This window comes from Deefgea tanakiae (genome assembly GCF_019665765.1).
Lineage (GTDB): Bacteria > Pseudomonadota > Gammaproteobacteria > Burkholderiales > Chitinibacteraceae > Deefgea > Deefgea tanakiae.
In genome coordinates, this window is the sequence record NZ_CP081150.1 from 1,173,891 (window position 1) to 1,194,970 (window position 21,080).

At 47.6% G+C, this 21,080-nt stretch carries 22 protein-coding genes; 15 read left to right on the top strand and 7 right to left on the bottom strand.

Annotation, left to right across the window (positions count from 1 at the left end; all coding sequences use genetic code 11):
* Nucleotides 1-113 precede the first annotated feature (113 nt).
* Both K4H28_RS05535 and K4H28_RS05540 read right to left on the bottom strand, forming a co-directional pair.
* Nucleotides 114-425, bottom strand: a complete 312-nt coding sequence (locus K4H28_RS05535) for an RnfH family protein (RefSeq protein WP_221007386.1) — start codon at nucleotides 423-425, stop codon at nucleotides 114-116.
* Between the two features lie 83 nt (nucleotides 426-508).
* The gene (locus K4H28_RS05540) at nucleotides 509-937 is read right to left on the bottom strand and encodes a type II toxin-antitoxin system RatA family toxin (protein WP_221007387.1); all 429 of its coding nucleotides are present in this window, start codon (nucleotides 935-937) and stop codon (nucleotides 509-511) included.
* 48 nt (nucleotides 938-985) lie between these two features.
* Between K4H28_RS05540 and dnaB the strand changes: the two genes are divergently transcribed.
* From dnaB to K4H28_RS05560, 4 genes are all read left to right on the top strand, one after another.
* Nucleotides 986-2,431 carry a replicative DNA helicase gene (gene dnaB / locus K4H28_RS05545; RefSeq protein ID WP_373312772.1) on the top strand — a complete coding sequence of 482 codons (1,446 nt, stop codon included), beginning with the start codon at nucleotides 986-988 and terminating at the stop codon, nucleotides 2,429-2,431.
* A gap of 14 nt (nucleotides 2,432-2,445) precedes the next feature.
* Nucleotides 2,446-2,817: a cupin domain-containing protein gene (locus K4H28_RS05550; protein ID WP_255573634.1), complete on the top strand. Its 372-nt coding sequence runs from the start codon at nucleotides 2,446-2,448 to the stop codon at nucleotides 2,815-2,817.
* Nucleotides 2,814-5,546, top strand: coding sequence for a DNA translocase FtsK (locus K4H28_RS05555; RefSeq protein ID WP_308443474.1), 2,733 nt, complete (start codon nucleotides 2,814-2,816; stop codon nucleotides 5,544-5,546). Before K4H28_RS05550 ends, K4H28_RS05555 begins: the two co-directional genes overlap by 4 nt.
* A 67-nt stretch (nucleotides 5,547-5,613) precedes the next feature.
* Entirely contained in the window at nucleotides 5,614-5,940 is a 327-nt protein-coding gene (locus K4H28_RS05560) for a DUF805 domain-containing protein (protein WP_221007388.1), read from the top strand.
* A gap of 66 nt (nucleotides 5,941-6,006) precedes the next feature.
* Here the strand turns inward: K4H28_RS05560 and K4H28_RS05565 are convergent, their stop codons facing one another.
* The gene (locus tag K4H28_RS05565) at nucleotides 6,007-7,038 is read right to left on the bottom strand and encodes an imelysin family protein (protein WP_221007389.1); all 1,032 of its coding nucleotides are present in this window, start codon (nucleotides 7,036-7,038) and stop codon (nucleotides 6,007-6,009) included.
* A 136-nt stretch (nucleotides 7,039-7,174) separates the two neighbouring features.
* Here K4H28_RS05565 and K4H28_RS05570 point away from each other — a divergent pair, with 136 nt between their 5' ends.
* The 3 genes from K4H28_RS05570 (at nucleotide 7,175) to K4H28_RS05580 (ending at nucleotide 10,035) form a co-directional block, all read left to right on the top strand.
* Complete coding sequence (locus tag K4H28_RS05570) at nucleotides 7,175-7,543, top strand: hypothetical protein (RefSeq protein ID WP_221007390.1); 369 nt, start codon at nucleotides 7,175-7,177, stop codon at nucleotides 7,541-7,543.
* Between the two features lie 87 nt (nucleotides 7,544-7,630).
* Complete coding sequence (locus K4H28_RS05575; protein ID WP_221007391.1) at nucleotides 7,631-9,349, top strand: proline--tRNA ligase; 1,719 nt, start codon at nucleotides 7,631-7,633, stop codon at nucleotides 9,347-9,349.
* A gap of 74 nt (nucleotides 9,350-9,423) precedes the next feature.
* Nucleotides 9,424-10,035 (top strand): lytic transglycosylase domain-containing protein, encoded by a 612-nt coding sequence (locus tag K4H28_RS05580; protein ID WP_255573635.1) that lies wholly within the window; start codon nucleotides 9,424-9,426, stop codon nucleotides 10,033-10,035.
* A 33-nt stretch (nucleotides 10,036-10,068) separates the two neighbouring features.
* On the opposite strand, the gene K4H28_RS05585 is transcribed toward K4H28_RS05580, so the two are convergent.
* The 3 genes from K4H28_RS05585 to K4H28_RS05595 all read right to left on the bottom strand — a co-directional run bounded on the left by K4H28_RS05585 (nucleotide 10,069) and on the right by K4H28_RS05595 (nucleotide 12,731).
* Nucleotides 10,069-10,740 carry a Crp/Fnr family transcriptional regulator gene (locus K4H28_RS05585; RefSeq protein ID WP_221007392.1) on the bottom strand — a complete coding sequence of 224 codons (672 nt, stop codon included), beginning with the start codon at nucleotides 10,738-10,740 and terminating at the stop codon, nucleotides 10,069-10,071.
* A gap of 11 nt (nucleotides 10,741-10,751) precedes the next feature.
* Nucleotides 10,752-11,525 carry an exodeoxyribonuclease III gene (xth, locus tag K4H28_RS05590; RefSeq protein WP_221007393.1) on the bottom strand — a complete coding sequence of 258 codons (774 nt, stop codon included), beginning with the start codon at nucleotides 11,523-11,525 and terminating at the stop codon, nucleotides 10,752-10,754.
* Nucleotides 11,526-11,693: 168 nt separating this feature from the next.
* Nucleotides 11,694-12,731 (bottom strand): serine/threonine protein kinase, encoded by a 1,038-nt coding sequence (locus tag K4H28_RS05595; RefSeq protein WP_221007394.1) that lies wholly within the window; start codon nucleotides 12,729-12,731, stop codon nucleotides 11,694-11,696.
* 115 nt (nucleotides 12,732-12,846) lie between these two features.
* Between K4H28_RS05595 and K4H28_RS05600 the strand changes: the two genes are divergently transcribed.
* The 4 genes from K4H28_RS05600 (at nucleotide 12,847) to K4H28_RS05615 (ending at nucleotide 16,454) form a co-directional block, all read left to right on the top strand.
* Nucleotides 12,847-14,037, top strand: coding sequence for a GGDEF domain-containing protein (locus K4H28_RS05600; RefSeq protein ID WP_221007395.1), 1,191 nt, complete (start codon nucleotides 12,847-12,849; stop codon nucleotides 14,035-14,037).
* The gene (locus K4H28_RS05605; RefSeq protein WP_221007396.1) at nucleotides 14,034-15,662 is read left to right on the top strand and encodes an ABC transporter ATP-binding protein; all 1,629 of its coding nucleotides are present in this window, start codon (nucleotides 14,034-14,036) and stop codon (nucleotides 15,660-15,662) included. Before K4H28_RS05600 ends, K4H28_RS05605 begins: the two co-directional genes overlap by 4 nt.
* 93 nt (nucleotides 15,663-15,755) lie before the next feature.
* Entirely contained in the window at nucleotides 15,756-15,938 is a 183-nt protein-coding gene (locus tag K4H28_RS05610; protein WP_221007397.1) for a hypothetical protein, read from the top strand.
* Between the two features lie 90 nt (nucleotides 15,939-16,028).
* The gene (locus K4H28_RS05615) at nucleotides 16,029-16,454 is read left to right on the top strand and encodes a ProQ/FINO family protein (protein ID WP_221007398.1); all 426 of its coding nucleotides are present in this window, start codon (nucleotides 16,029-16,031) and stop codon (nucleotides 16,452-16,454) included.
* Nucleotides 16,455-16,534: 80 nt separating this feature from the next.
* On the opposite strand, the gene K4H28_RS05620 is transcribed toward K4H28_RS05615, so the two are convergent.
* Nucleotides 16,535-17,515 carry a malate dehydrogenase gene (locus K4H28_RS05620; RefSeq protein ID WP_221007399.1) on the bottom strand — a complete coding sequence of 327 codons (981 nt, stop codon included), beginning with the start codon at nucleotides 17,513-17,515 and terminating at the stop codon, nucleotides 16,535-16,537.
* A gap of 231 nt (nucleotides 17,516-17,746) precedes the next feature.
* On the opposite strand from K4H28_RS05620, the gene K4H28_RS05625 reads away from it, so the two are divergent.
* The 4 genes from K4H28_RS05625 to sdhA all read left to right on the top strand — a co-directional run bounded on the left by K4H28_RS05625 (nucleotide 17,747) and on the right by sdhA (nucleotide 21,074).
* Nucleotides 17,747-18,466: a GntR family transcriptional regulator gene (locus tag K4H28_RS05625; RefSeq protein ID WP_221007400.1), complete on the top strand. Its 720-nt coding sequence runs from the start codon at nucleotides 17,747-17,749 to the stop codon at nucleotides 18,464-18,466.
* Between the two features lie 99 nt (nucleotides 18,467-18,565).
* Nucleotides 18,566-18,940 carry a succinate dehydrogenase, cytochrome b556 subunit gene (sdhC, locus tag K4H28_RS05630; protein ID WP_221007964.1) on the top strand — a complete coding sequence of 125 codons (375 nt, stop codon included), beginning with the start codon at nucleotides 18,566-18,568 and terminating at the stop codon, nucleotides 18,938-18,940.
* On the top strand, nucleotides 18,934-19,284 hold the full coding sequence (sdhD, locus tag K4H28_RS05635) for a succinate dehydrogenase, hydrophobic membrane anchor protein (protein ID WP_221007401.1): 351 nt from the start codon (nucleotides 18,934-18,936) through the stop codon (nucleotides 19,282-19,284). The genes sdhC and sdhD overlap by 7 nt, the downstream gene beginning before the upstream one ends.
* Nucleotides 19,281-21,074, top strand: coding sequence for a succinate dehydrogenase flavoprotein subunit (gene sdhA / locus K4H28_RS05640; RefSeq protein ID WP_221007402.1), 1,794 nt, complete (start codon nucleotides 19,281-19,283; stop codon nucleotides 21,072-21,074). Before sdhD ends, sdhA begins: the two co-directional genes overlap by 4 nt.
* Nucleotides 21,075-21,080 lie beyond the last annotated feature (6 nt).

Genomic DNA, 21,080 nt, shown 5'->3' on the forward strand with positions numbered 1-21,080 from the left:
TGATATACCTGCAAGGGGTATGTGGAAGAAATGCGTAATTGGTTTGATAGTTGCGTAAGTCTGGCGTTTGTAATGGGTTGGGGTGCGTTTTTTACGAGCTCAGATATTGCGGCTTAAGCCTCGCCGCCGCCTTTTTTCATGATCTTGCCGGCCTCGGCGCGTTGTCGGCGAACTTCTTTAGGGTCGGCAATTAAGGGACGGTAGATTTCCACTCGATCTTTGGCGCGCAGTACGGTGTCTAATTTGACGGCCTTGGCAAAAATGCCGATTTTTTGCGTGCTAAGGTCGATTTCAGGGAATTCAGTCAGAATGCCTGATTTTTGAATCGCTTCTTGGGCCGTTGTGCCCGTTGGTACTTTGACGCTGCAGAGTTTTTGTTTGCCATGCGTGGCGTAGACGACTTCAACGGTGATGAGCTCGCTCATTCTAGTTTCCTTGTGGGTATTGCCGCATTGGCGATAAATTTAAAGGCCTATGGCTATATACATGCAAATAGATTGGTGCTGTTTTAACCGTATTTTCTGTCTGCTTCTTTGACAAAAGCATCGACAAAGGTTGAGGTGATTTTGCCAAACACGGGGCCAATAATCGCGTCGAGTGTGCGGCTAGAGAATTCGTAATCGAGTTCAAATTCAATCTTGCACGCGTCTTCCATGAGTGGCGTAAAGCGCCAAATGCCCGTTAACGCTTTAAATGGGCCGTCGACAAAATGCATGACGATTTCATTTTCGCTTTTGGTGTCGCGGGTGCGAAAAAAGGTACTCACCTTTAAAAATTCAATTTTAATGGTGACATCCAAAACCTCATCCGTTCGCTCGTGCACTTCGACGCCGCCGCACCAAGGTAAAAATCGCGGGTAATCTTCGACACGATCGACTAAATCGAACATTTCTTTGGCCGAATGGGAAACTAGAACTGATTTGCGTAAACACTGCATGGCGTTGAAGGGGTAAAATAGCGAGCTAATCTACCCTGTGATTGAGAAATGACTGATTATCCCGACCAAGTGAACGAGATGCAAGCGAGCTATCAAGTCAATTCACGTGAAGACGAGACTGCGGTCTACCGAATCCCTCCCCATTCAGTCGAGGCTGAGCAGTCGGTGTTAGGCGGTTTAATGCTCGACAACACGGCGTTTGACAAAATTGCCGATGTGATCGGCGATGGCGACTTTTACCGCGAAGACCATCGACGCATCTATCAAGCCATTATTAAACTGGTTGAACACAATCGTCCGGCGGACGTGATTACGGTTAAAGAAGCGCTCGATACAACCAATGACCTGACGTATGTGGGTGGACTCGCCTATCTAGGCTCCTTGGTACAAAATACCCCCTCGGCCGCTAATATTCGTCGCTACGCCGAAATCGTTCGCGAAAAATCAGTCATGCGTCAATTGGCCAGCGTTGCGACTGAAATTGCAGATGCAACTTTCTTTCCCGATGGCCGAGATGCTAAGCAATTGCTCGATGAAGCTGAATCTCGTGTCTTTATGATTGCCGAGCAATCGCAAAAGGGTAGTCAGGGCTTTTTTGCAATGCCACCGATTTTGAAAGAGATCGTTGAACGCATCGATTATTTATACCAACAAGACAATCCCTCTGAAATCACCGGTACGCCAACGGGTTTTATTGATCTCGATAAAATGACTTCTGGCTTGCAAGGCGGCGATTTGATTATTGTTGCCGGACGTCCGTCGATGGGGAAAACGGCGTTTTCGATCAATATTGCAGAGAACGTCGCGATTGACAGCAAATTGCCGGTGGCGATTTTCTCGATGGAGATGGGGGCAGCGCAGCTCGGTATGCGTATGGTGGGTTCGGTCGGTAAGATTGATATGCACAAGCTCAAGACTGGTCGCTTTGAAGATGATGATTGGCTGAGATTGACGCATGCCGTTGGCAAATTATCAGAGGCGCCCATTTTTATTGAAGAAACTGGCGCATTGACCGCACTAGATATTCGCACTAAGTCACGTCGATTGGCTCGTCAGTGCGGCGGACAGTTGGGCTTGATCGTGATTGACTACTTGCAACTGATGGCGGGGCGATCCGGTGCAAAAGATCAGAACCGAGCGACGGAACTGGGTGAAATTTCACGTTCACTGAAAGGCTTAGCGCGTGAATTGAAATGCCCTATTATTGCGCTGTCACAGTTGAGCCGTTCGGTGGAACAGCGTACCGATAAACGTCCGATGATGTCCGACTTGCGTGAGTCTGGTGCGATTGAGCAGGATGCGGATTTGATTATGTTTTTATATCGTGACGAGTACTACAACCCCGATAGCCAATTTAAAGGTATCGCCGAATGTATTTTGGGTAAGCACCGGAATGGCCCAACGGGCAAAATCCCGCTCGTATTCCAAGGTATGCATTCACGCTTTGATAACGCCTTGATGCGGCCTGATGGTTGGTCGAGCGATTTGGAATAAAGTTGGAGTTTTTTGTGTCCGCGATTACGCATTTTCAGCAAGACGTTGTCCCATCTATTGATTTTCCTCGTCCTGATCGCTTGGTGAGTGGTCAGCCCAAGCGTACGACTTGGATGCATTATGAAAGCCAAGATCAACAATTGTCGTGTGGCATTTGGGCTTGCGAGGTTGGTTCGTGGCGCATTCAATTTGCAAAAGATAAAGAAGAATTCTTTTGTGTGATCGAAGGGCAGGTTTGTCTTTGGGATGAATCTGGGCTTGGTGTGGTCGTCAGGGCTGGAGAGGCCGCGGTCATTCCTGCTGGGTTTCGTGGCAGCTTTGAAGTGCAAGAAGCCGTCCGCAAATATTTTGTCGTACTTGATCGATCTGCTGCTGTGTCCAAATGAAAAAAATTAAAAGTCTCTTTGAAACCTTAAATAAAAAACTAGATGGTGACGTGCCGGATGATGCAGGTCGGCACGTAGCCGAGTCGGCAAGCCTGCGTACTCAGGATGGTGATAAAACACCTGCGATTGATCGCCTGTTTGAGTTGCCACTGTCGCCTGTAGTGAATGTCGCCAATAAAGGTTTGGCTGGCTTGCGGCATGCAGTCGATAAAATCAAAGAAATCAGCTCGCGTGAAGCAAGTTCCGTTGAGTATGAACGCGAGCGGCTTGAGCCAGAGTTGGATCCACTGCTGGCAAGCCCTGCTGGCAAGCCGCCAAAAGAGGCTGGGCCTACAGTAGAAAAAGTTGAAGCCAATTCTCGCGTGATGACTCAGCCTGTTTTTAAGCGCTCTATTAGTGAAGAAAAGGCATTGCCTCCTTTGGATGTTGTGCCTGCTCATAAAAAACCATTATCAGCGCTTAGTGATTCAGACTCTAGCTTGGCAGTGAAGCCCAATGAGGTGGGCCCTGAGCGTGCGTCAGACAAACCGTCTGTTGCTGTGCCGGCAGCTGGCGTGGCTGGCCCATCTAGCGCGGAATATTCGCCGATGCCTAGGCGGCGTGAATTACCGACGATTGATTTGCAGCAGATCCAAGCCAATCTCGCACTAAGCCAAAGAAAGTTGGCTGCCGAGGGGGCAAAGATGCCCAGCAAAGTGTCTCCTGTCGCATTGCCCATCATTGATGCTTCGGAAATTCGCAGTCGATTGCAGGAGATTCACGCCAAACCCGCGCCGATTCAATACCCTAAAAGAACCGCGCTACCAGAAGCAAAGGTGATGCCAAAGGCGGTGGTTTCTGTGCCAACCACAACTAAAGTTAGCTCTATTGGCGTTAAACCGCCATTGGCGCCGCCGGTGATGATGATTCGGCGACCATCTATTGATCAGGGTATTGCGCTGCAGGCTAATTCAATTGATCATGGTAGTGATATACCCGTTGATGATGTTGCCGAATCGTTTACTCCAATCCTTCAAATAAGTAGCGAGGCGTTGCTAGTACCGCGGGTGCAAAGCGATGAACCTCCAGTCTCCGCCAGTGTGGCGCAGTCAGCCCAATCCGCGTCTGAAGAGTTTTATCCAGTTCCTGAGCCTGTAGCGTCTATTTTAGTTAGTCCAGCCCGGCCAAGTACGTTTTTACGGCCGGATGAATTAAGTGCTGCAACGGTCACGATTAAGCCCAATTCAGCTTGGGGTGAATGTGAAAATGGATTGTGTTTGCCGCTGGATTTATTACGTCCTCCTTTGCAAAGCAAGCAAACAGTGACTCAAGAAGATTTGCTTGAGCGCAGTATCTTGATTGAAGAAAAACTCACCGAGTTCAAGGTCAAGGTTAGCGTGCTCGATGCCTACGCAGGGCCAGTGATTACACGGTTTGAAGTTGAGCCTGCAATGGGTGTTCGTGGTGCGCAAGTAGTGAATTTAGCCAAAGACTTGGCGCGCTCTTTGGGGGTCGCGGCGGTGCGGGTGGTTGAAACCATTCCGGGCAAAACCTGCATGGGTTTGGAGTTGCCGAATCCAACGCGCAATATGATTCGTCTATCTGAGATTTTGTCTGCGCCAGAGTACCACCAACAAACTTCACCGATTACGATCGCGCTGGGTAAAGATATCACTGGTTTACCAGTGGCGACGGACTTGGCGAAAACACCGCATATGTTGGTGGCAGGGACTACGGGGTCGGGCAAGTCGGTCGGTGTAAATGCGATGATTTTGTCGATCTTATTTAAAGCCACGCCCGATGAAGTGCGCTTTATTATGATTGACCCAAAAATGTTGGAATTGTCGATTTACGAAGGCATTCCGCATTTGTTGGCGCCCGTTGTGACCGATATGAAACTGGCCGCCAATGCGCTCAATTGGTGTGTTGGTGAAATGGAAAAACGCTATCGTTTGCTCAGTGCACTTGGCGTGAGAAATTTAGCTGGCTTTAATCAAAAAGTCGCGGATGCTGCTGCCAAAGGTCGCAAATTGACCAATCCATTTACGCTCACGCCAGAAGATCCAGAGCTGCTCGAGCATTTGCCGCTGATTGTGGTGGTGGTGGATGAGTTTGCTGATTTGATGATGGTGGCGGGCAAAAAGATTGAAGAGCTCATCGCTCGATTGGCGCAAAAAGCGCGTGCAGCAGGGATTCATTTGATTTTGGCGACGCAGCGCCCATCAGTGGACGTAATTACGGGTTTGATTAAAGCCAATATCCCAACACGGTTGGCCTTCCAGGTATCGAGCAAAATCGACAGTCGTACCATTCTGGATCAAATGGGTGCAGAGGCCTTGCTGGGGCAGGGCGATATGTTGTTTTTGCCACCGGGAACGGGATATCCGACACGGATTCATGGTGCGTTTGTCGACGATGCTGAAGTGCATTGCGTCGTGGAATACCTAAAACAATTGGGTGAGCCGAACTATGTTGAAGGCGTCTTACACCCAGTGGCTGGCGAGGATGGCGCAAGTAGTGGCTGGTCGAGTGGCGTAAATGATGGTGAAGAGGCTGATCCGCTGTATGACGAAGCTGTAGCTTTGGTGTTAAAAAGTCGTCGTGCGTCGATTTCGGGCGTGCAGCGGCAAATGCGGATTGGCTACAATCGCGCCGCGCGCTTGATCGAGCAAATGGAAGCGGCTGGTTTGGTGAGTGCTATGGAAAATAGTGGCAACCGTACCGTCTTGGCGCCACCGCTGGCTGAGTAGCTTACTTATGCTTGCCTTGTGCTGAGCTTGGTGGTCTGATGATGGTTCAGTCGCACAGGGGAAAATAATGAAATTTGAAGAATCAATCAAAATTTGTTTTAGTAAATATGCTGATTTTAAGGGTCGTGCAATTCGTTCTGAATTTTGGTGGTTTGTACTCTTTACGACTTTGGCGAGCTTAGCTTTGTCGATGGCCAGCGAAACAGCGTCTGCCATTTTCTCGGTTGCAACCTTGTTACCTTATTTGGCCGTTGGTGCACGTCGCTTGCACGATACCAATCGGAGTGGTTGGTGGCAGTTGATTTGGATTGTGCCTTTGATTGGCTGGATCATCTTGATTATTTGGATGGCGCAAGAGAGTACGGGCGAAAATCGCTTTGATAATGAGGTTTGATCTTCGGTACGTTTTTATCAGGTAGAAACAAGACCTGCACGATGCAGGTCTTGTTTTTTTTGCTGTTTATTTTTTGCCAATGCGGATATTGAGCGCGGGCGCCACTTCTGTTTTGAGGGTGGCCGCGAGTTGATCGGCTGCAGCGCCTATTCTTGCTGCATTTTTTGCTGATGTGGTGGTTTCAAACACAGTGACTGCAGATTGCAGTTGTGCCAATTGGTGTGCTACTTTTTTCCAAAGCGCAGCTTGGTCTCTAGAAATCAAGTAATCATCCAGGCCAATGCCGCCGTTGGAACCCTCTAGCAAGAGCGTTAATCCTTGTATGTTGGCTTGAATGCCCGCTGCGGTCGATTGTGATTTGGCATCTTGCCAGTTTTTACTGTCGCCGCTGAGTTTGGCGCTGCGAAAACTACTTACACCTAAAATAATTTGGTTTAGATACTCAACAACAAATTGACCAGGGTACGAAACATCATATTCTATGCCACGGCTTAGGCCGAACCATTCATATTGTTGGGTGATCACTTGTTGCATGATCACTTGGGTTTGCCATTGCAAGTAGGCGCAGTTTTTATCTTTCTGTAGTAAGGCAAGTGTTTCTGTAGGGCTACCATTAAACAAAAAAGCGCCAACGGCTGGTAAGCCGATGGTGCCGTCAGATAATTGAATTCCGTAGTGAAAAGCTTCGCCGTCCACCATTGTGCGATCGGGCGTGGTTTTAGCTTGTTCGGTCAGTGTGCTAAGCGGTGCTGCTGGCGCTTCAAAAACGCGACCATTATTTACGTTATTAGTGGGGCCGATAGGCGCGATTTCAATTTTTCGCCATGCCACTAAGGTGCCAAGGTAAGCTTTTTGTACTGCGGATAGTTGCTGCTCATTTGGCTCTTTGCACAATTGTGCACTGCTCGACTTTAACCGCTCGGCTTCTTGTTTGAGTGTGGCTAGATTTGGAATGACTACTTCACGCATGATGGCGGTGCTGAGCTCAGGTGCTGCAATGCGCTTTAGTTCTGGGGTGACGGCTGAGGCGGGTGTTATTGCTTGCGCAAGTGGTTGTAAGCAAAGGGCCGCTAGCGCCAAAGGAATTAATTTTTTCATATTCGGTCTCCTCATTATTGTGCGTAATTGATACCACAGCCCCTAAGCGGTGTCAGCAAATTTATTCAGCTGCAATACGGATTCGGCTTGTATAATTGCCCGCAGCTTTTTTGACTTAATTAGAATAGGAAGTACGATGAGTTTTTATTTTCGCCCTGATGATGTGCCTGAGTTGCAAGGATTGACGCGTTGGGATCAGCGCATATTATTGCGTGGTACTTTTATCAAAGAGCGCGCGATGTCAACGGTCTTTCTGCTGCTGATTGTTTTAGGCAGTGTTCAGTATGGAATTAATCCGATTATTGACCATTACGCACCGCATATCCGTGCTGAAAATATTCTTTACGCGGGTATCTTAGTGGCTTGGCTTCTGTTTTTGATGTGGGCGCGCGACACCGTGATGATGAATATGTTACGTCCAAAAATCGCCATTAAACGCGCAGAAATGAAAGCCGCTGAAGTTGCTAAGCTTGAAGCTGAGCGTGCCGAGGCGAGTGCCGAGTAATACTGACTATGACGCGCGATGCTGCTACATCGGCGGCCTTCGCGTACAATATTTCACTGCTTAAAATTAATTTGGAATTACCTGCTCATGCGTACTTCGCAACTCTTTATCTCCACTAAAAAAGAAGCCCCTGCCGAGGCTGAATTGTTGTCACACAAACTGATGTTGCGCGCTGGTTTGATCAAGCGTTTGGGTTCAGGTTTGTATACGTGGATGCCTTTAGGCTTGCGAGTCTTGCGCAAAGTAGAGGGCGTCGTTCGCGCTGAAATGAATGCCGCTGGCGCACAAGAGTTGCTCATGCCTGCTGTGCAGCCTGCCGAGTTGTGGCAAGAAACTGGTCGCTGGGATGTGTTTGGCCCACAAATGCTCAAGATTACTGACCGTCACGAGCGTTTGTTCTGTTTTGGCCCAACGCATGAAGAAGTGATTACCGATATCGCACGCAGCGAGTTGCGTTCGTATAAACAACTACCAGCAAACTTCTATCAAGTACAAACCAAATTCCGTGATGAAATCCGCCCGCGTTTCGGCGTGATGCGCGCACGTGAATTTATGATGAAAGATGCATACTCATTCCATGCGAGCTTCGAGTCGCTACAACAAACCTATGATGTGATGTATGGCGCCTACTCTAAAGTGTTCACTCGTTTAGGTCTGCAATTCCGTGCGGTTGCGGCTGATACGGGTGCAATCGGTGGCTCTGGCTCACATGAGTTTCATGTGTTGGCGGATGCGGGTGAAGACTTGCTTGCGTACTGCCCAACGTCTGATTATGCAGCTAACGTCGAATTGGCCGAAGCATATGCTCCTGCGGTGTCTCGCGCCGCAGCTACAGAAGCAATGAAAGACATCGATACTCCAAAACAAACTGCATGCGCCGACGTTGCTGCTTTAGTTGGTGTTGGTATTGAGCGTACCGTCAAAATGATCGCCTTGGTGACGGTTGCGGGTGAATTTGTCGTGGCATTACTGCGCGGTGATCACAGTTTGAATGAAGTGAAAATTGGCAAGCTAGAAGGCATGGCCGATTTCCGCTTTGCAACGGATGAAGAAATTCGCAGTCATCTTTCATGCCCTCCTGGCTTTATTGGCCCAGTCGGCATTGCCGCTAGTATTCGTGTCATCAGTGACTTAACTGTGGCAGCGATGAGCGACTTTATTTGCGGCGCTAACAAACCAAAATTTCATTTGTCTGGCGTGAATTTTGGTCGCGATTTACCTGAGCCAAGTATCGTTGCCGATATTCGGAATGTGGTGAGTGGCGATGCGTGCCCAGATGGTAAAGGCGGTGTGCTTGAACTGTGCCGTGGGATTGAAGTTGGGCATATTTTCCAATTGCGCACTAAATATTCGGAAGCTATGAATTGCGTGTTTGTGACTGAGCAAAATACTCAGCAAGCAATGGAAATGGGTTGCTACGGCATCGGTGTTTCGCGCATTGTTGGTGCGGCCATTGAGCAAAACCATGATGATCGCGGCATTATTTGGCCCGCCGCGATGGCGCCATTTAGCGTTGCGGTGGTGGCGGTGGGTTACCACAAGTCGGAAGCGGTGAAAGTGGCTGCGGATGATTTATATAATCAACTGATGGCTGCGGGCGTTGATGTCTTGCTCGATGATCGTAATGAGCGCCCGGGCTCGATGTTTGCCGATATGGAGCTAATTGGTATTCCGCATCGCGTGACAATTGGTGATAAAGCCTTGGCCGATGGCATGATTGAATATGTGGCTCGCCGTGCCGGTGAAATGCAAAAAATTGCATTAGCTGATGCGCTTGGGTTTATTCAAGATAAAGTCGCTATCTAATGTATGTGGCTGTAGCCGATATTAATTATTGACTACAGCTATATACCTACTTAGTGTTGTGAGGTGGGTTGGTCGTGAAGTTTATAAATGTCCTGTGGGTCTCTTTGCTGCTTAATGCTGCTTTTGCTGGTGCGCAAAGGGAGGAGTTGCTTTCTCATTCAGTGCAAACCACCTTGCAACGCTCAATCAGCGATCGTGCTGAGCCACGTCTGATTTTTGATAGTCCTGCTCAAGCTGAAGCTTGGTTGGCGGAAATGTCAGAGCGTTTAAAGAAACGAATTCCGGATGAGTTTGTTCGCCGAAAATTACTGACTGCGATTCATTATGAATCCACACGCGCCGGCTTAGATCCGCAGTTGGTGATGGGTTTAATTCATGTTGAAAGTGGTTTTAATCGCTATGCGGTGAGTGTTGTGGGCGCGCGCGGCTTGATGCAAGTGATGCCGTTTTGGCAGCGTAGTATTGGCAGCCCAGAACACAATCTATTTGATATCAATACTGGTTTACGGTACGGCTGCACGATTTTACGTCACTATTTAGACATCGAAAATGGTGATTATTTCCGCGCCTTAGGTCGCTATAACGGCAGCTTGGGGAAGGCTGAATATCCAAATTTAGTTCATGGTGCTTGGAAAAATTGGTATGACTGGAGTCCAAATTCGGGGCAAAAAGTGGCGCAGCGTTAAATTAAAAAATCTCGCTTTGAGAGCGGGGTTTTTTTAGCCAGGCAATTGTGATATTTGAATAATCTGAATGTAGCCGCTTTTCATTTTTAAGTAGCCGTTGTCTTCCCATTGACTGAGTTGTTTGTTGACGCTTTCTCTGGATGCGCCCACGAAATTGGCCAGGTCTTGCTGGGTCATTTTAAGGTCGATTCTCACGCCATCTTCATTTGAATCGCCATGATTACGCGCGAGTTGACGTAAAACCTTAGCCAGCCGTTGTGGTAAGGGCAAAAAGAGTGTGTCTTGCACAAGATCATTGGCACTGCGTAAACGTTCACACAGGCTAGTAATCAATGAGCGCATCACATGTGGGTGGTGTGCAAGATATTGATCGACGGCGCTGCGTTGTAGTACCAGTAATTCACCGTCTTCCAATGCTTCAACACTGGCATTGCGCGGCGCGCCATCGAGCATGGCGAGTTCACCAAAAATCTCACCGCCTTCTAAAATCGCCAAATTGATTTCGCGCCCATCATTATTGCTACGTGTGACTTTGAGCCGGCCATGCACAACCGCATACATCTCATCGCCACGACTGCCTTGTTCGATAATGATTTGCTTGGCTACAAAATGTCGAATATGTGCATTTTTGGCTAGCGTTTCTAGTTCGATAGGTGTGAGTTGGCAAAATAAGCTGCTGCCTGAAAGTAACTTGGCTTTATCCATTTGAGTGCCTTTCAGTTTTCGACAAAGGTTGCAATAACTGGGGTGTGATCAGACGGTCGCTCGTTCTTTCTAGGCTCAACGTCAATTTCACAGGCGGTACATAACTGAGCGAGTTCAGCGGATAGTAAAATGTGGTCAATTCTTAGTCCTGCGTTTTTCTTGAATGAAAAGCCGCGGTAATCCCACCAGCTGAATGATTTTTCGGCTTGTTCAAATAATCGGAAGCTATCGACCAGGCCGAGTTCAATGAATTCATTGAAGAAGCCGCGCTCAGTAGGTGAAACTAAAATCCCATCAATCCATTTTTTGATGTCATGCACATCGCGATCTTCAGGTGCAATATTATAGTCACCCAATAGAGCTAGTTTTGGGTGTTGTTTTAATTCACTTGCTACAAAGTCTTTTAGCGCTGCGAGCCAAGCCATTTTGTATGGGAATTTTTCAGAGTCCAAAGACTGCCCGTTGGGGATGTAAACGTCAACGAGTCGCACACCATTGATCGTTGCTGCAATCGCCCGTTTTTGTGGGTCATCAAAGCCTGGGATATTAATAATGACGTCTTCAATCGGGGCGCGAGAAATAATTGCGACGCCGTTGTAGGTTTTTTGACCAGCAAAAACGACATGAAAACCTGCCGCTTCAATTTCGGCTTGAGGGAAGACCGGATCGTCCATTTTTGTTTCTTGCAAACAGAGTGCGGTGATGTCGCTGTGTTCTGCAAGCCAGTCAAGTACTTGGGGTAGGCGTACTTTGAGTGAGTTGACGTTCCAAGTTGCAAATTTCATTTTGAAGCAGTTTCCAGTTTGTTTAAAGCTCAAGTCAAATCTTACAATAATTCTTGTCAGAGCTATCAGTTTATCTTGCTTAGATTAAATATGTAAGCATCATGGTGCTTGAGTTCACAGCGAGTAGCAAAAACGATTGCTTTTTAATTTTAAAGCCTAAACAGTTATTTACATATCCCAATACGGCGGATCGATTTCATCGTCGATCCGAATATGGCCAGTTGATTCGTTGCTCCATAGTGGCGGTTCGTGCATTATTTCAACTTGTTCACGCAGCTCGGCAATACGATCTTGCCAATAGGTGGACGTGTTAAACCATGGAAAAGCGGCCGGAAAAGCTGGGTCAGACCAGCGCCGTGCCAACCATGCGCTGTAATGCATCAGTCGCAAGGTGCGTAGTGCTTCAATTAAGTGCAATTCACGGCGATCAAATTCACAAAAGTCTTCGTAGCCAGCCAAAATGTCGGCCAATTGATTTTGTTGCTCATTTCTATCGCCTGAAAGCAACATCCACAAGTCTTGGATCGCAGGGCCAGTTCGTGCGTCGTCAAAGTCAACAAAGTGTGGGCCAGCATCAGTCCATAGAATATTACTAGGGTGACAGTCACCATGTAGACGTATTGGCTTGAATGCGCCAGCTCGTTTATAGCATCCGGCAATACCCTCTAGAGCTTGCTCAGCAACTTGCTGGTAGTTGGATGCAATATCCAGCGGAATGATATTGTTATTTAGTAAAAAATCGAGTGAATCTTGACCAAAAGTATGTGGGTTTAAGTGGGTGCGATGTTGGAATTCACTGAGTTGACCCACAGCATGAATTCGGCCTAAAAAACGCCCAATCCACTCACGAGTTTGTGCTTGGTCGAGTTCCGGTGCACGCCCACCGCGCCGTGGGAAGATGGTAAATCGAAATCCTGAGTGTTCGTGCAGCGTTTTTCCATTGATTGCCAGTGGGGCGACCACGGGGATTTCTCGGTTGGCTAGATCTAGTGTAAATGCGTGTTCTTCTAAAATTGCGGCATCCGACCAGCGTTCTGGACGATAAAACTTAGTAATTAGTGGGGCGTCGTCGTCAATGCCAATTTGATAGACTCGATTTTCGTAGCTATTAAGTGCAAGCAAGTGGCCTGAGCAGCGAAGATCGAGTGATTCAAGCGCGTCTAAAATCAAATCTGGAGTGAGCGCGAAGTAGGGGGTTGTATTCATTGCAATATTTTACGCCGTTTTCTTTGAAATCAATTTGTTTGTTTGCATTGTTTTATTCGTAAGCCGCAGATTCGTTTATGATTTAAAGGTTCACTCAATCATACAAAGGGCGCTAATGACTTGGCGTTTTTGGGAATTTAAAAGAAATAGTTCTAGTTCGAAGCCGAGTGCTCCATTAGAGACTGCGTTTCCTACTGTTTTTTCTACATCGAATCGACTCGGTGAGCGCATGCAAACGAGGGCGCTGGAGGAGCGGCGCATTCTATTGCAATCGCTCGCTTTTTTGCAATCGGCACTGGCTTTGCTAATGCCTATGATTTTGCATTTTGCGGGGGTGGGTGTGATCTGGTGGTCAATGCCCATGCTGTTTGCATTGAGTTTTGCCCTTTGTGCATGGCAGTTGATGTGGGTTCGGCCATTATTTATTTGGTTGATGGTTGTGCTCAACGTAGCCCTCGTACCTCTAGCCTTATTTGCGTGGTTGACTTGGGCGAGTTTTTCGCCGCAGAGTGTGGTGATCCCTTTTGTGTTGCAAATGATGATTTTTCTGGTTTTGTCACTCAAACCACGTGAGTTTGCGTTTGCCTTATGGTTTTGTGCGTCGCTGGCCATGGTTTCTATTTTGATGGCTAATGGAAAAACACTGGATCAAGTGGCTGCGATTTTGGTTTTGTTGATCGCTATGGCGGTGCTTAGCTTGGTTGCTCAACGGCTTTCCAATCACCAAACTCGTCTTGGTGCGATCAGGCAGCATGTTCGCAAAGATTCGGAAAAATTAGTGCTGCGTGCAGAAAAAATGCGTCGCTTGGCCTTGTCGGACGGTTTGACTGGCTTGGCAAATCGATTAAGTTTGATAAACAAATTGCAGCGCATTTTGGCTGAGACAGACCGCGCCAGCGTGTCTGTTTTGTACCTAATTGATTTGGATTTTTTCAAAACGGTTAATGATCAGTTTGGTCATGCTGCGGGTGATGCTGTGCTGATTGAGTGCGGAAAACGGTTTCGATCTGTGGTGCGGCGCGGTGATATTGTATGCCGTTTGGGTGGGGATGAGTTTGTGATTGTGGTACAAGGCTTGCTTGGAATCAGTCAGGCGCAACTGGTGGCGCAGAAAATATTGCAGAAATTAACTGAACCTTTTTTGTTTGATGGCCAAGTGATGCCCTTGGGGGGAAGTGTTGGCGTTATGCCGTGGCACTCTAATGTGACTACACCAGAAATATGGCTCGGCGAAGCGGATGCGGCAATGTACGAGGCAAAGTCGGCAGGTAGAAATCAATTTTATATATCGAGAACTGCAGTATGAGTCATGTTTCGACCCCTTTAACTGTAAGCAAAGACGCCACATTGTTAGCGATTAAAAACCTATCTGTTTGTTTTTCTGGCCAAGAATGTGCCGTAGTGCGTGATGTGTCACTCAGCTTGCGGGTAGGTGAAAAGCTGGCCTTAGTTGGTGAGTCCGGCTCAGGTAAAAGCGTGTTGGCGCGGAGTATTTTGCAGCTTGACGCCGATGTTCGACTGTCTGGTGAGGTCCTTTTGCGCGGTCACGACTTGCTGCAACTCCCTTTGGCTGACTTAAGGGCAATACGCGGGCGAAAAATTGCGATGATTTTTCAAGAGCCAATGACAGCGCTTAATCCTCTGCAGACAGTGGGCCAGCAAATTGTGGAGGTGCTTGAGCTGCATATGGGGTATAGCCCTCGGGCTTCAAAAAATAAGGCGTGCGAGCTATTACTGAGTACGGGTATATCAGATGCGGCAGATAAACTATCGGCTTTTCCACATCAATTGTCAGGTGGGCAACGTCAGCGGGTGATGATTGCGATGGCTTTGGCTGGGGAGCCTGAGATTTTAATTGCCGATGAGCCCACTACCGCTCTCGATGTTACCGTTCAGGCGCAAATTTTAGATTTATTGACGCAGCTACAGGTCAAGTATCGCATGGCGCTGTTGTTTATTACCCATGATCTAAATTTGGTGCGGCGCTTTGCTGATAATGTGGCGGTAATGCAAAAGGGTGAGGTCGTTGAGCTTGCGCCAGTTGAAACATTATTTGCTTCTCCAAAGCATCCATATACAAAGGCTTTGTTGGCCGCGCGTCCGCAGCGGATTGCGGCTCCTTTAGCGCAATCGGCTGAAATTACTCTGCAGGTCGAGCAGTTGGCGCATGCTTATCCTAAGGCCAAGAGCTGGTTTCGTTCAGGTTTAGAAACTGTGCTTGAACCACTTGATTTTAGTTTGAAAATAGGAGAGACCTTGGCTGTTGTGGGGGAGTCTGGCAGTGGGAAAACGACACTGGCGCTGGCTTTGTTGCGTTTACTTGCTGAGGGGCGAAGCGAAGGCAGAGTCTTGTTGGTGGGAAAAAATTCTACACTTCAAACTCTTGAGGAACTTAAAGGTCGTGCTCTACGTCAGGCGAGGCAGTCGATTCAAATCGTGTTTCAAGATCCCTTTGCGGCTTTGTCGCCAAGGCAAACTATATTCGATATTGTGGGTGAAGGGCTTTTAGTCCACCAATCTGATGTTCCAGTTGCTGAGCGACGAGCTCGTGTGATTTTGGCTTTGCAAGAGGTGGGTTTGAGTGATGAAATATTAGAACGATACCCGCATGAGTTTTCTGGCGGGCAAAGGCAGCGTATTGCCATCGCAAGGGTGTTAATTATGCAACCTAAAGTGATTGTTTTAGATGAGCCAACGTCTGCGCTTGATGCAACGGTGCAGCAGCAGGTGCTGCAGTTGTTGGCGCAATTACAATTGAAGTTTGGACTTTCCTATATCTTGATTAGTCATGATTTGGCTGTTGTTCGAGCTTTAGCGCACCAAGTGATGGTATTGCGGCGTGGCCGAGTAATGGAGAGTGGGCAGCTCGATCAGGTTTTTGGTGCTCCACAGCACGATTACACCAAGCAGTTGCTGGTCGCTAGCGTTTAGCGGACTTGTTTGATATCTGTGTAGGCTTTGTTTTCGCTCTGTAAGCTGATTTTTGATTTGCTACATCTATTGCTCTCAGAAGGAGTGATTAAGATGTCTAAAAAGAATAAAGATACAGTTAAGGATGAGGTGCTTGTGCTCAATAACAAGCAACATGAAAAAGCGCTTAAGACTTTGCATGTTGAATTGGTGCATTTGCAGTGCTGGGTTGAAGAAAGAGGCTTAAAGGCGAATAAATCTCAGTGTTTTACTTGGAATTGCTTGAATTGTCGGTAAAATCAAGGATTGTTGAACTTATATCAGCAAGGATGGGCGTGGGTCTGATAAAATCCACGCACAGTATTTATATCGTATTAAGGATGTTTGATGACTACCGCTGATTTGCAGCCTGCTTCACCGATTAGTGCCCCGGCCTTGTTAAGAGAGCTACAAAAAAATGTACCCGTGTTCCGGGATTGCTTGCCGATGGCAATTGGGATTGACAAGCAGTTGTTTGCCGCTCGGCCAGAGTTGAGTCATCGTGTGTTGCGTCAGGCGCTCGCCATGCATACGCGCTCTCTGCGCTATCTGAAGGCGATGCAGGTTGCGAAAGTTCGTTTCAATTTGGATGGTAGCCAGGCTGATGAGGTTACAGAGGAGCAGCGTGTATTTGCAGCAAATAGTCTGCATGAGTACTTTAAAAAAGCTGCTCAGCAACGCAAAGAGAAAGAAGCGGCAGAAGCTGCTCGGATTGTTGAAGAGCAAAAGCAAGAAAAACTCAATCAGTTGGCGGCTAAATTCGCACGTAACTGAGTTTGTTGTTAAAGCCGACTTCGAATCAAATATAAAAAAACCCACTGCGACGCAGTGGGTTTTTTGTTGCCGTGCTTTGATTAAGCCAGCAAGTGTTTTACTGCATCACGCTCTTCAGACAATTCTTTTGCAGTTGCATCCATACGTGCGCGGCTAAATTCGCTGATTTCCAAACCATTAACGATGCTGTATTTGCCATCTTTACAAGTTACTGGGAAACCGTAGATCAAATCGCTGTAGCCGTATTCGCCATTGGCAGGAACACCCATCGTTACCCAGTCACCTTCTGGCGTGCCTAGTACCCAATTGCGGATGTGGTCGATCGCAGCGTTGGCAGCAGAGGCTGCTGACGACAATCCGCGCGCTTTAATAATTGCAGCGCCACGTTGTTGAACGGTAGGGATGAATTCGCCTTCAAGCCATTTTTGATCGTTGATCAAAGTGGCAGCATTCGCGCCTTTCACTTCTGCGTGGAATACATCTGGATATTGGGTTGCAGAGTGATTGCCCCAGATGATCATTTTCTTCACGTCGTTGATCGTTGAACCAGTTTTTTGAGCTACTTGCGTCATCGCACGGTTGTGATCCAAACGCATCATTGCAGTGAAGTTGGCTGGATTAAGATCCGGCGCATTTTTCATTGCGATATAGGCATTCGTGTTAGCGGGGTTGCCGACAACCAAAACTTTAACGTCGCGGCTTGCTACTTCATTCAATGCGCGGCCTTGTGCGGTAAAGATAGCGCCGTTGGCTTCGAGCAAGTCTTTGCGTTCCATGCCTGGGCCACGTGGACGTGCGCCAACTAATAGGGCGATATCGGCATCTTTAAATGCTACTTTTGGATCATCGCTTTGGATGATGCCTTGCAAGAGTGGAAATGCGCAGTCATCCAATTCCATTACAACACCGTTCAGTGCTGGCAAAGACGGGGTAATGTCTAGTAATTGCAGAATAACAGGCTGGTCTGCACCAAGCATTGCGCCTGAGGCGATACGGAATAAAAGGCTGTAGCCAATTTGACCGGCAGCGCCAGTAACGGCAACGCGAATAGGTTGTTTCATCGAGCACACTCCAAGTTAGTGGCGATTGATCGCCATCAAGCAAATAATCTTTTTTGCTGTGCGATTTGGTCGCAAAGCACGGTATTTGATGCTGAACAAGTTGATTTTATCACGATGAGGCATAGGTGCGTAGTCTGTGCGTTAAAATCATAAAATTAGAATTATATCTTTTGTCTTATATAAGACTGTAGTAGACTGCGCGTCGACAACATGTTAAAAAGACAAGGTTAAATGAAAAAGCTAGCGGCACAGCCTCTTTATAAGCAAGTAATCCGCGAAGTGATGTCTGCGGTTGAGGCGGGTGAATGGCACGACGAAGAGAGTTTGCCGAGTGAGATTGAGCTTGGTATTCGCTTTGGTGTAAGCCAAGGTACAGTGCGTAAGGCGCTAGATTCATTGGTTAACGAAGGTATTTTGTATCGTCGGCAGGGTGTTGGGACGTTTGTCGCAGGAATGAATGATTTTCTCGCGCGCGGGCATTTTCAATCTCTAACGGGTGTTGATGGTTTAGTGCCACGCATTGAATTGCTCGGGTGTGTACGTATTCATGCCGGCGAGCAATTGGCAGATATTTTGGGTTTGCGACGTGGTGCGACACTCTGGCAAGTGCGTCGGCTGCTGCGAATTGCGGGTAATGTGGTCGGTCTTGAAGAGATGCTACTGCCGGAGGCGGGCTTTCCGAATTTGGATATACGCCGAATTCGTGAGTTGAAGGGCAATCTTCGGGAGTTATGTTGGCGAGATTTTGGTGTGCGTTTGCGTGATGGTGAAGTGAGGTACCGCGCAGTCGCAGCCAGCCAAAGCGAAGCTAGGTTGCTCTTGGTTGACGTGAATGAACCATTATTGCAACTCGTGCGCTTGGCGCGAGATTTTGAAGGTAAGCCGCAGGTTTGGAGTGTGGCTTGGCTTAAAACAGATACGATGGCATTTGAGCCAGCACAGTATGCATAAGAATAATATTTAAAAACCGATTGATGGCATTTGGCATTAATCAAACAAACCGAAATCCATCTGGATTTTATTTTGGTAACTCAGAGAGGAAATGAGCGCATGCAAAAAGCACGCCCAAAGCATCTGAACTTAATGGTCATCAAGTTTCCGTTGCCCGCTATTGTTTCAGGTTTGCACCGTATTAGTGGTGCACTGTTGGCTTTATCAATACCTTTTATGCTTTACGCCTTAGAAGGATCTTTATCAAGTGCAGAGCGCTTTGCTGCATTCAAAGAGTGTATCGCTCATCCGGTGGTTAAATTGTTTTTGCTTGGCGTGCTGTGGGCCTATTTGCATCACGCCTGTGCGGGGATCCGCTTCCTAATGATGGATATTCATAAGGGTGTGGATCTGAAAACAGCTCGTATGACGTCAAAACTCGTTATGGTCGTGAGTATTACACTGACCGTTATTATTGGAGCAATCACATGGTAAATCGTCACGTTGTTGGTGCGCACTATGGTTTGCGCGATTGGTTGGTGCAGCGCGTTACTGCTGTAATTATGCTGGCGTACACCTTGGGTGTCGTGGCATTCATTTTATTTGCTAATGGTGCTTCGTTTGAAGCGTGGCAAGAATTGTTCGCCTGTACTTGGGTGAAGATTGTAACGACGATTACGATCATTGCTTTGCTTTGGCATGCATGGGTTGGCGTTCGTGATATTTGGATGGATTACGTTCAGCATATCGGCGTAAAGCTAACTTTGCACGTGCTGACACTTCTTTGGCTGATTGGCAGCTTGATTTACATGGTTAAAGTTGTATGGGGTGTTTTATGAGTCAAGAACAATCTAAACGTCCAATCCCAGTTAGAAAATTTGATGCTGTGATTGTCGGTGCGGGTGGCGCAGGTTTGCGTGCTGCATTGCAATTGTCTGAGGCAGGTGTAAAAACCGCCGTGTTGTCAAAAGTATTTCCAACTCGCTCACATACCGTTGCGGCGCAAGGTGGTGTTTCTGCTTCGTTAGGTAATTCAGAGCCGGATCATTGGACTTGGCATATGTACGACACTGTAAAAGGTTCGGACTGGCTGGGTGACCAAGACGCCATTGAATTTATGTGCCGTGAAGCACCAAAAGTTGTGATTGAGCTTGAACACTTTGGTATGCCGTTTGACCGTAATAGCGATGGTACGATTTATCAGCGCCCATTCGGCGGCCACATGAGCAACTTTGGCGAAAAGCCAGTTCGTCGCGCCTGTGCCGCTGCTGACCGTACTGGTCACGCAATGTTGCATGCGTTGTACCAACGTAATGTTCGCGCAAATACTCAATTCTTCGTTGAATGGATGGCGCTTGATTTAATCCGCGATGAAAATGGCGAAGTTCAAGGTGTTGTGGCGATGGAGATGGAAACATCTGAAATCGTGATCTTCCAAGCTAAAGCAACCTTGTTTGCCACGGGCGGTGCAGGCCGTATTTACTCTTCTTCGACCAATGCCTTTATTAATACTGGCGATGGTTTGGGTATGGCTGCGCGTGCAGGCGTGCCGCTGGAAGATATGGAATTCTGGCAATTCCATCCGACTGGTGTAGCTGGTGCGGGTGTATTGATTACCGAAGGTGTTCGCGGCGAAGGCGGCATTTTGCGCAACTCTGATGGCGAACGCTTTATGGAGCGCTACGCGCCAAATGCCAAAGATTTGGCTTCACGTGACGTTGTTTCACGTGCGATGGTGACTGAAATTAACGAAGGCCGTGGTTGCGGCCCGAATAAAGATCACGTTTTGCTTGATATTACGCATTTAGATCCAGAAGTCATCATGTCGAAATTGCCGGGTATCCGTGAAATTTCGATCAAGTTTGCCGGTGTTGATCCAATTAAAGCACCGATTCCAGTGGTGCCAACTTGCCACTATCAAATGGGCGGTATTCCGACCAATTATAAAGGTGAAGTTGTGGTTGGTAATGAAACCGTGAAAGGGTTCTATGCTGCGGGTGAGTGCGCATGTGCTTCGGTGCATGGTGCAAATCGTTTGGGCACTAACTCATTGCTCGATTTGCTGGTGTTCGGTAAGTCTTCAGGCAATTCAATGATCGATTACATCAAATCGCATCATGAGTCGTTCCCGGAAATTTCAATGAAAGACGTTGAGCGTTCAGTGGCCCGTGTTGCTCGTTTGGACAATCAAACAACGGGTACGAATGTAAACGAAGCTCGCTTGGCGATGCAGCGCACAATGCAAGCGCATGCAGGTGTATTCCGATTCAAAGACATGCTGGCTGAAGGCGTGACGAAGATTCTTGAAGTTGAAAAAATGATCAAAACAACGGTCATTGCTGATAAATCAAAAACGTTCAACACGGCTCGCCTAGAAGCACTGGAATTAGAAAATCTAATCGAAGTTGCAAAAGCAACGATGATTTCTGCCAATGCGCGGACTGAATCTCGTGGTGCCCACGTACGTGATGATGCGATTGATAGCCCAGAACAACCGAATGGTCGTGACGATAAAAACTGGCTGAAACACAGCCTGTGGTTTAGCTCAGACAATCGCCTTGAATATAAACCCGTCAATTTAACGCCGCTGACTGTTGATTCGGTTGCGTTGAAGACTCGCTCATACTAAGAGGTT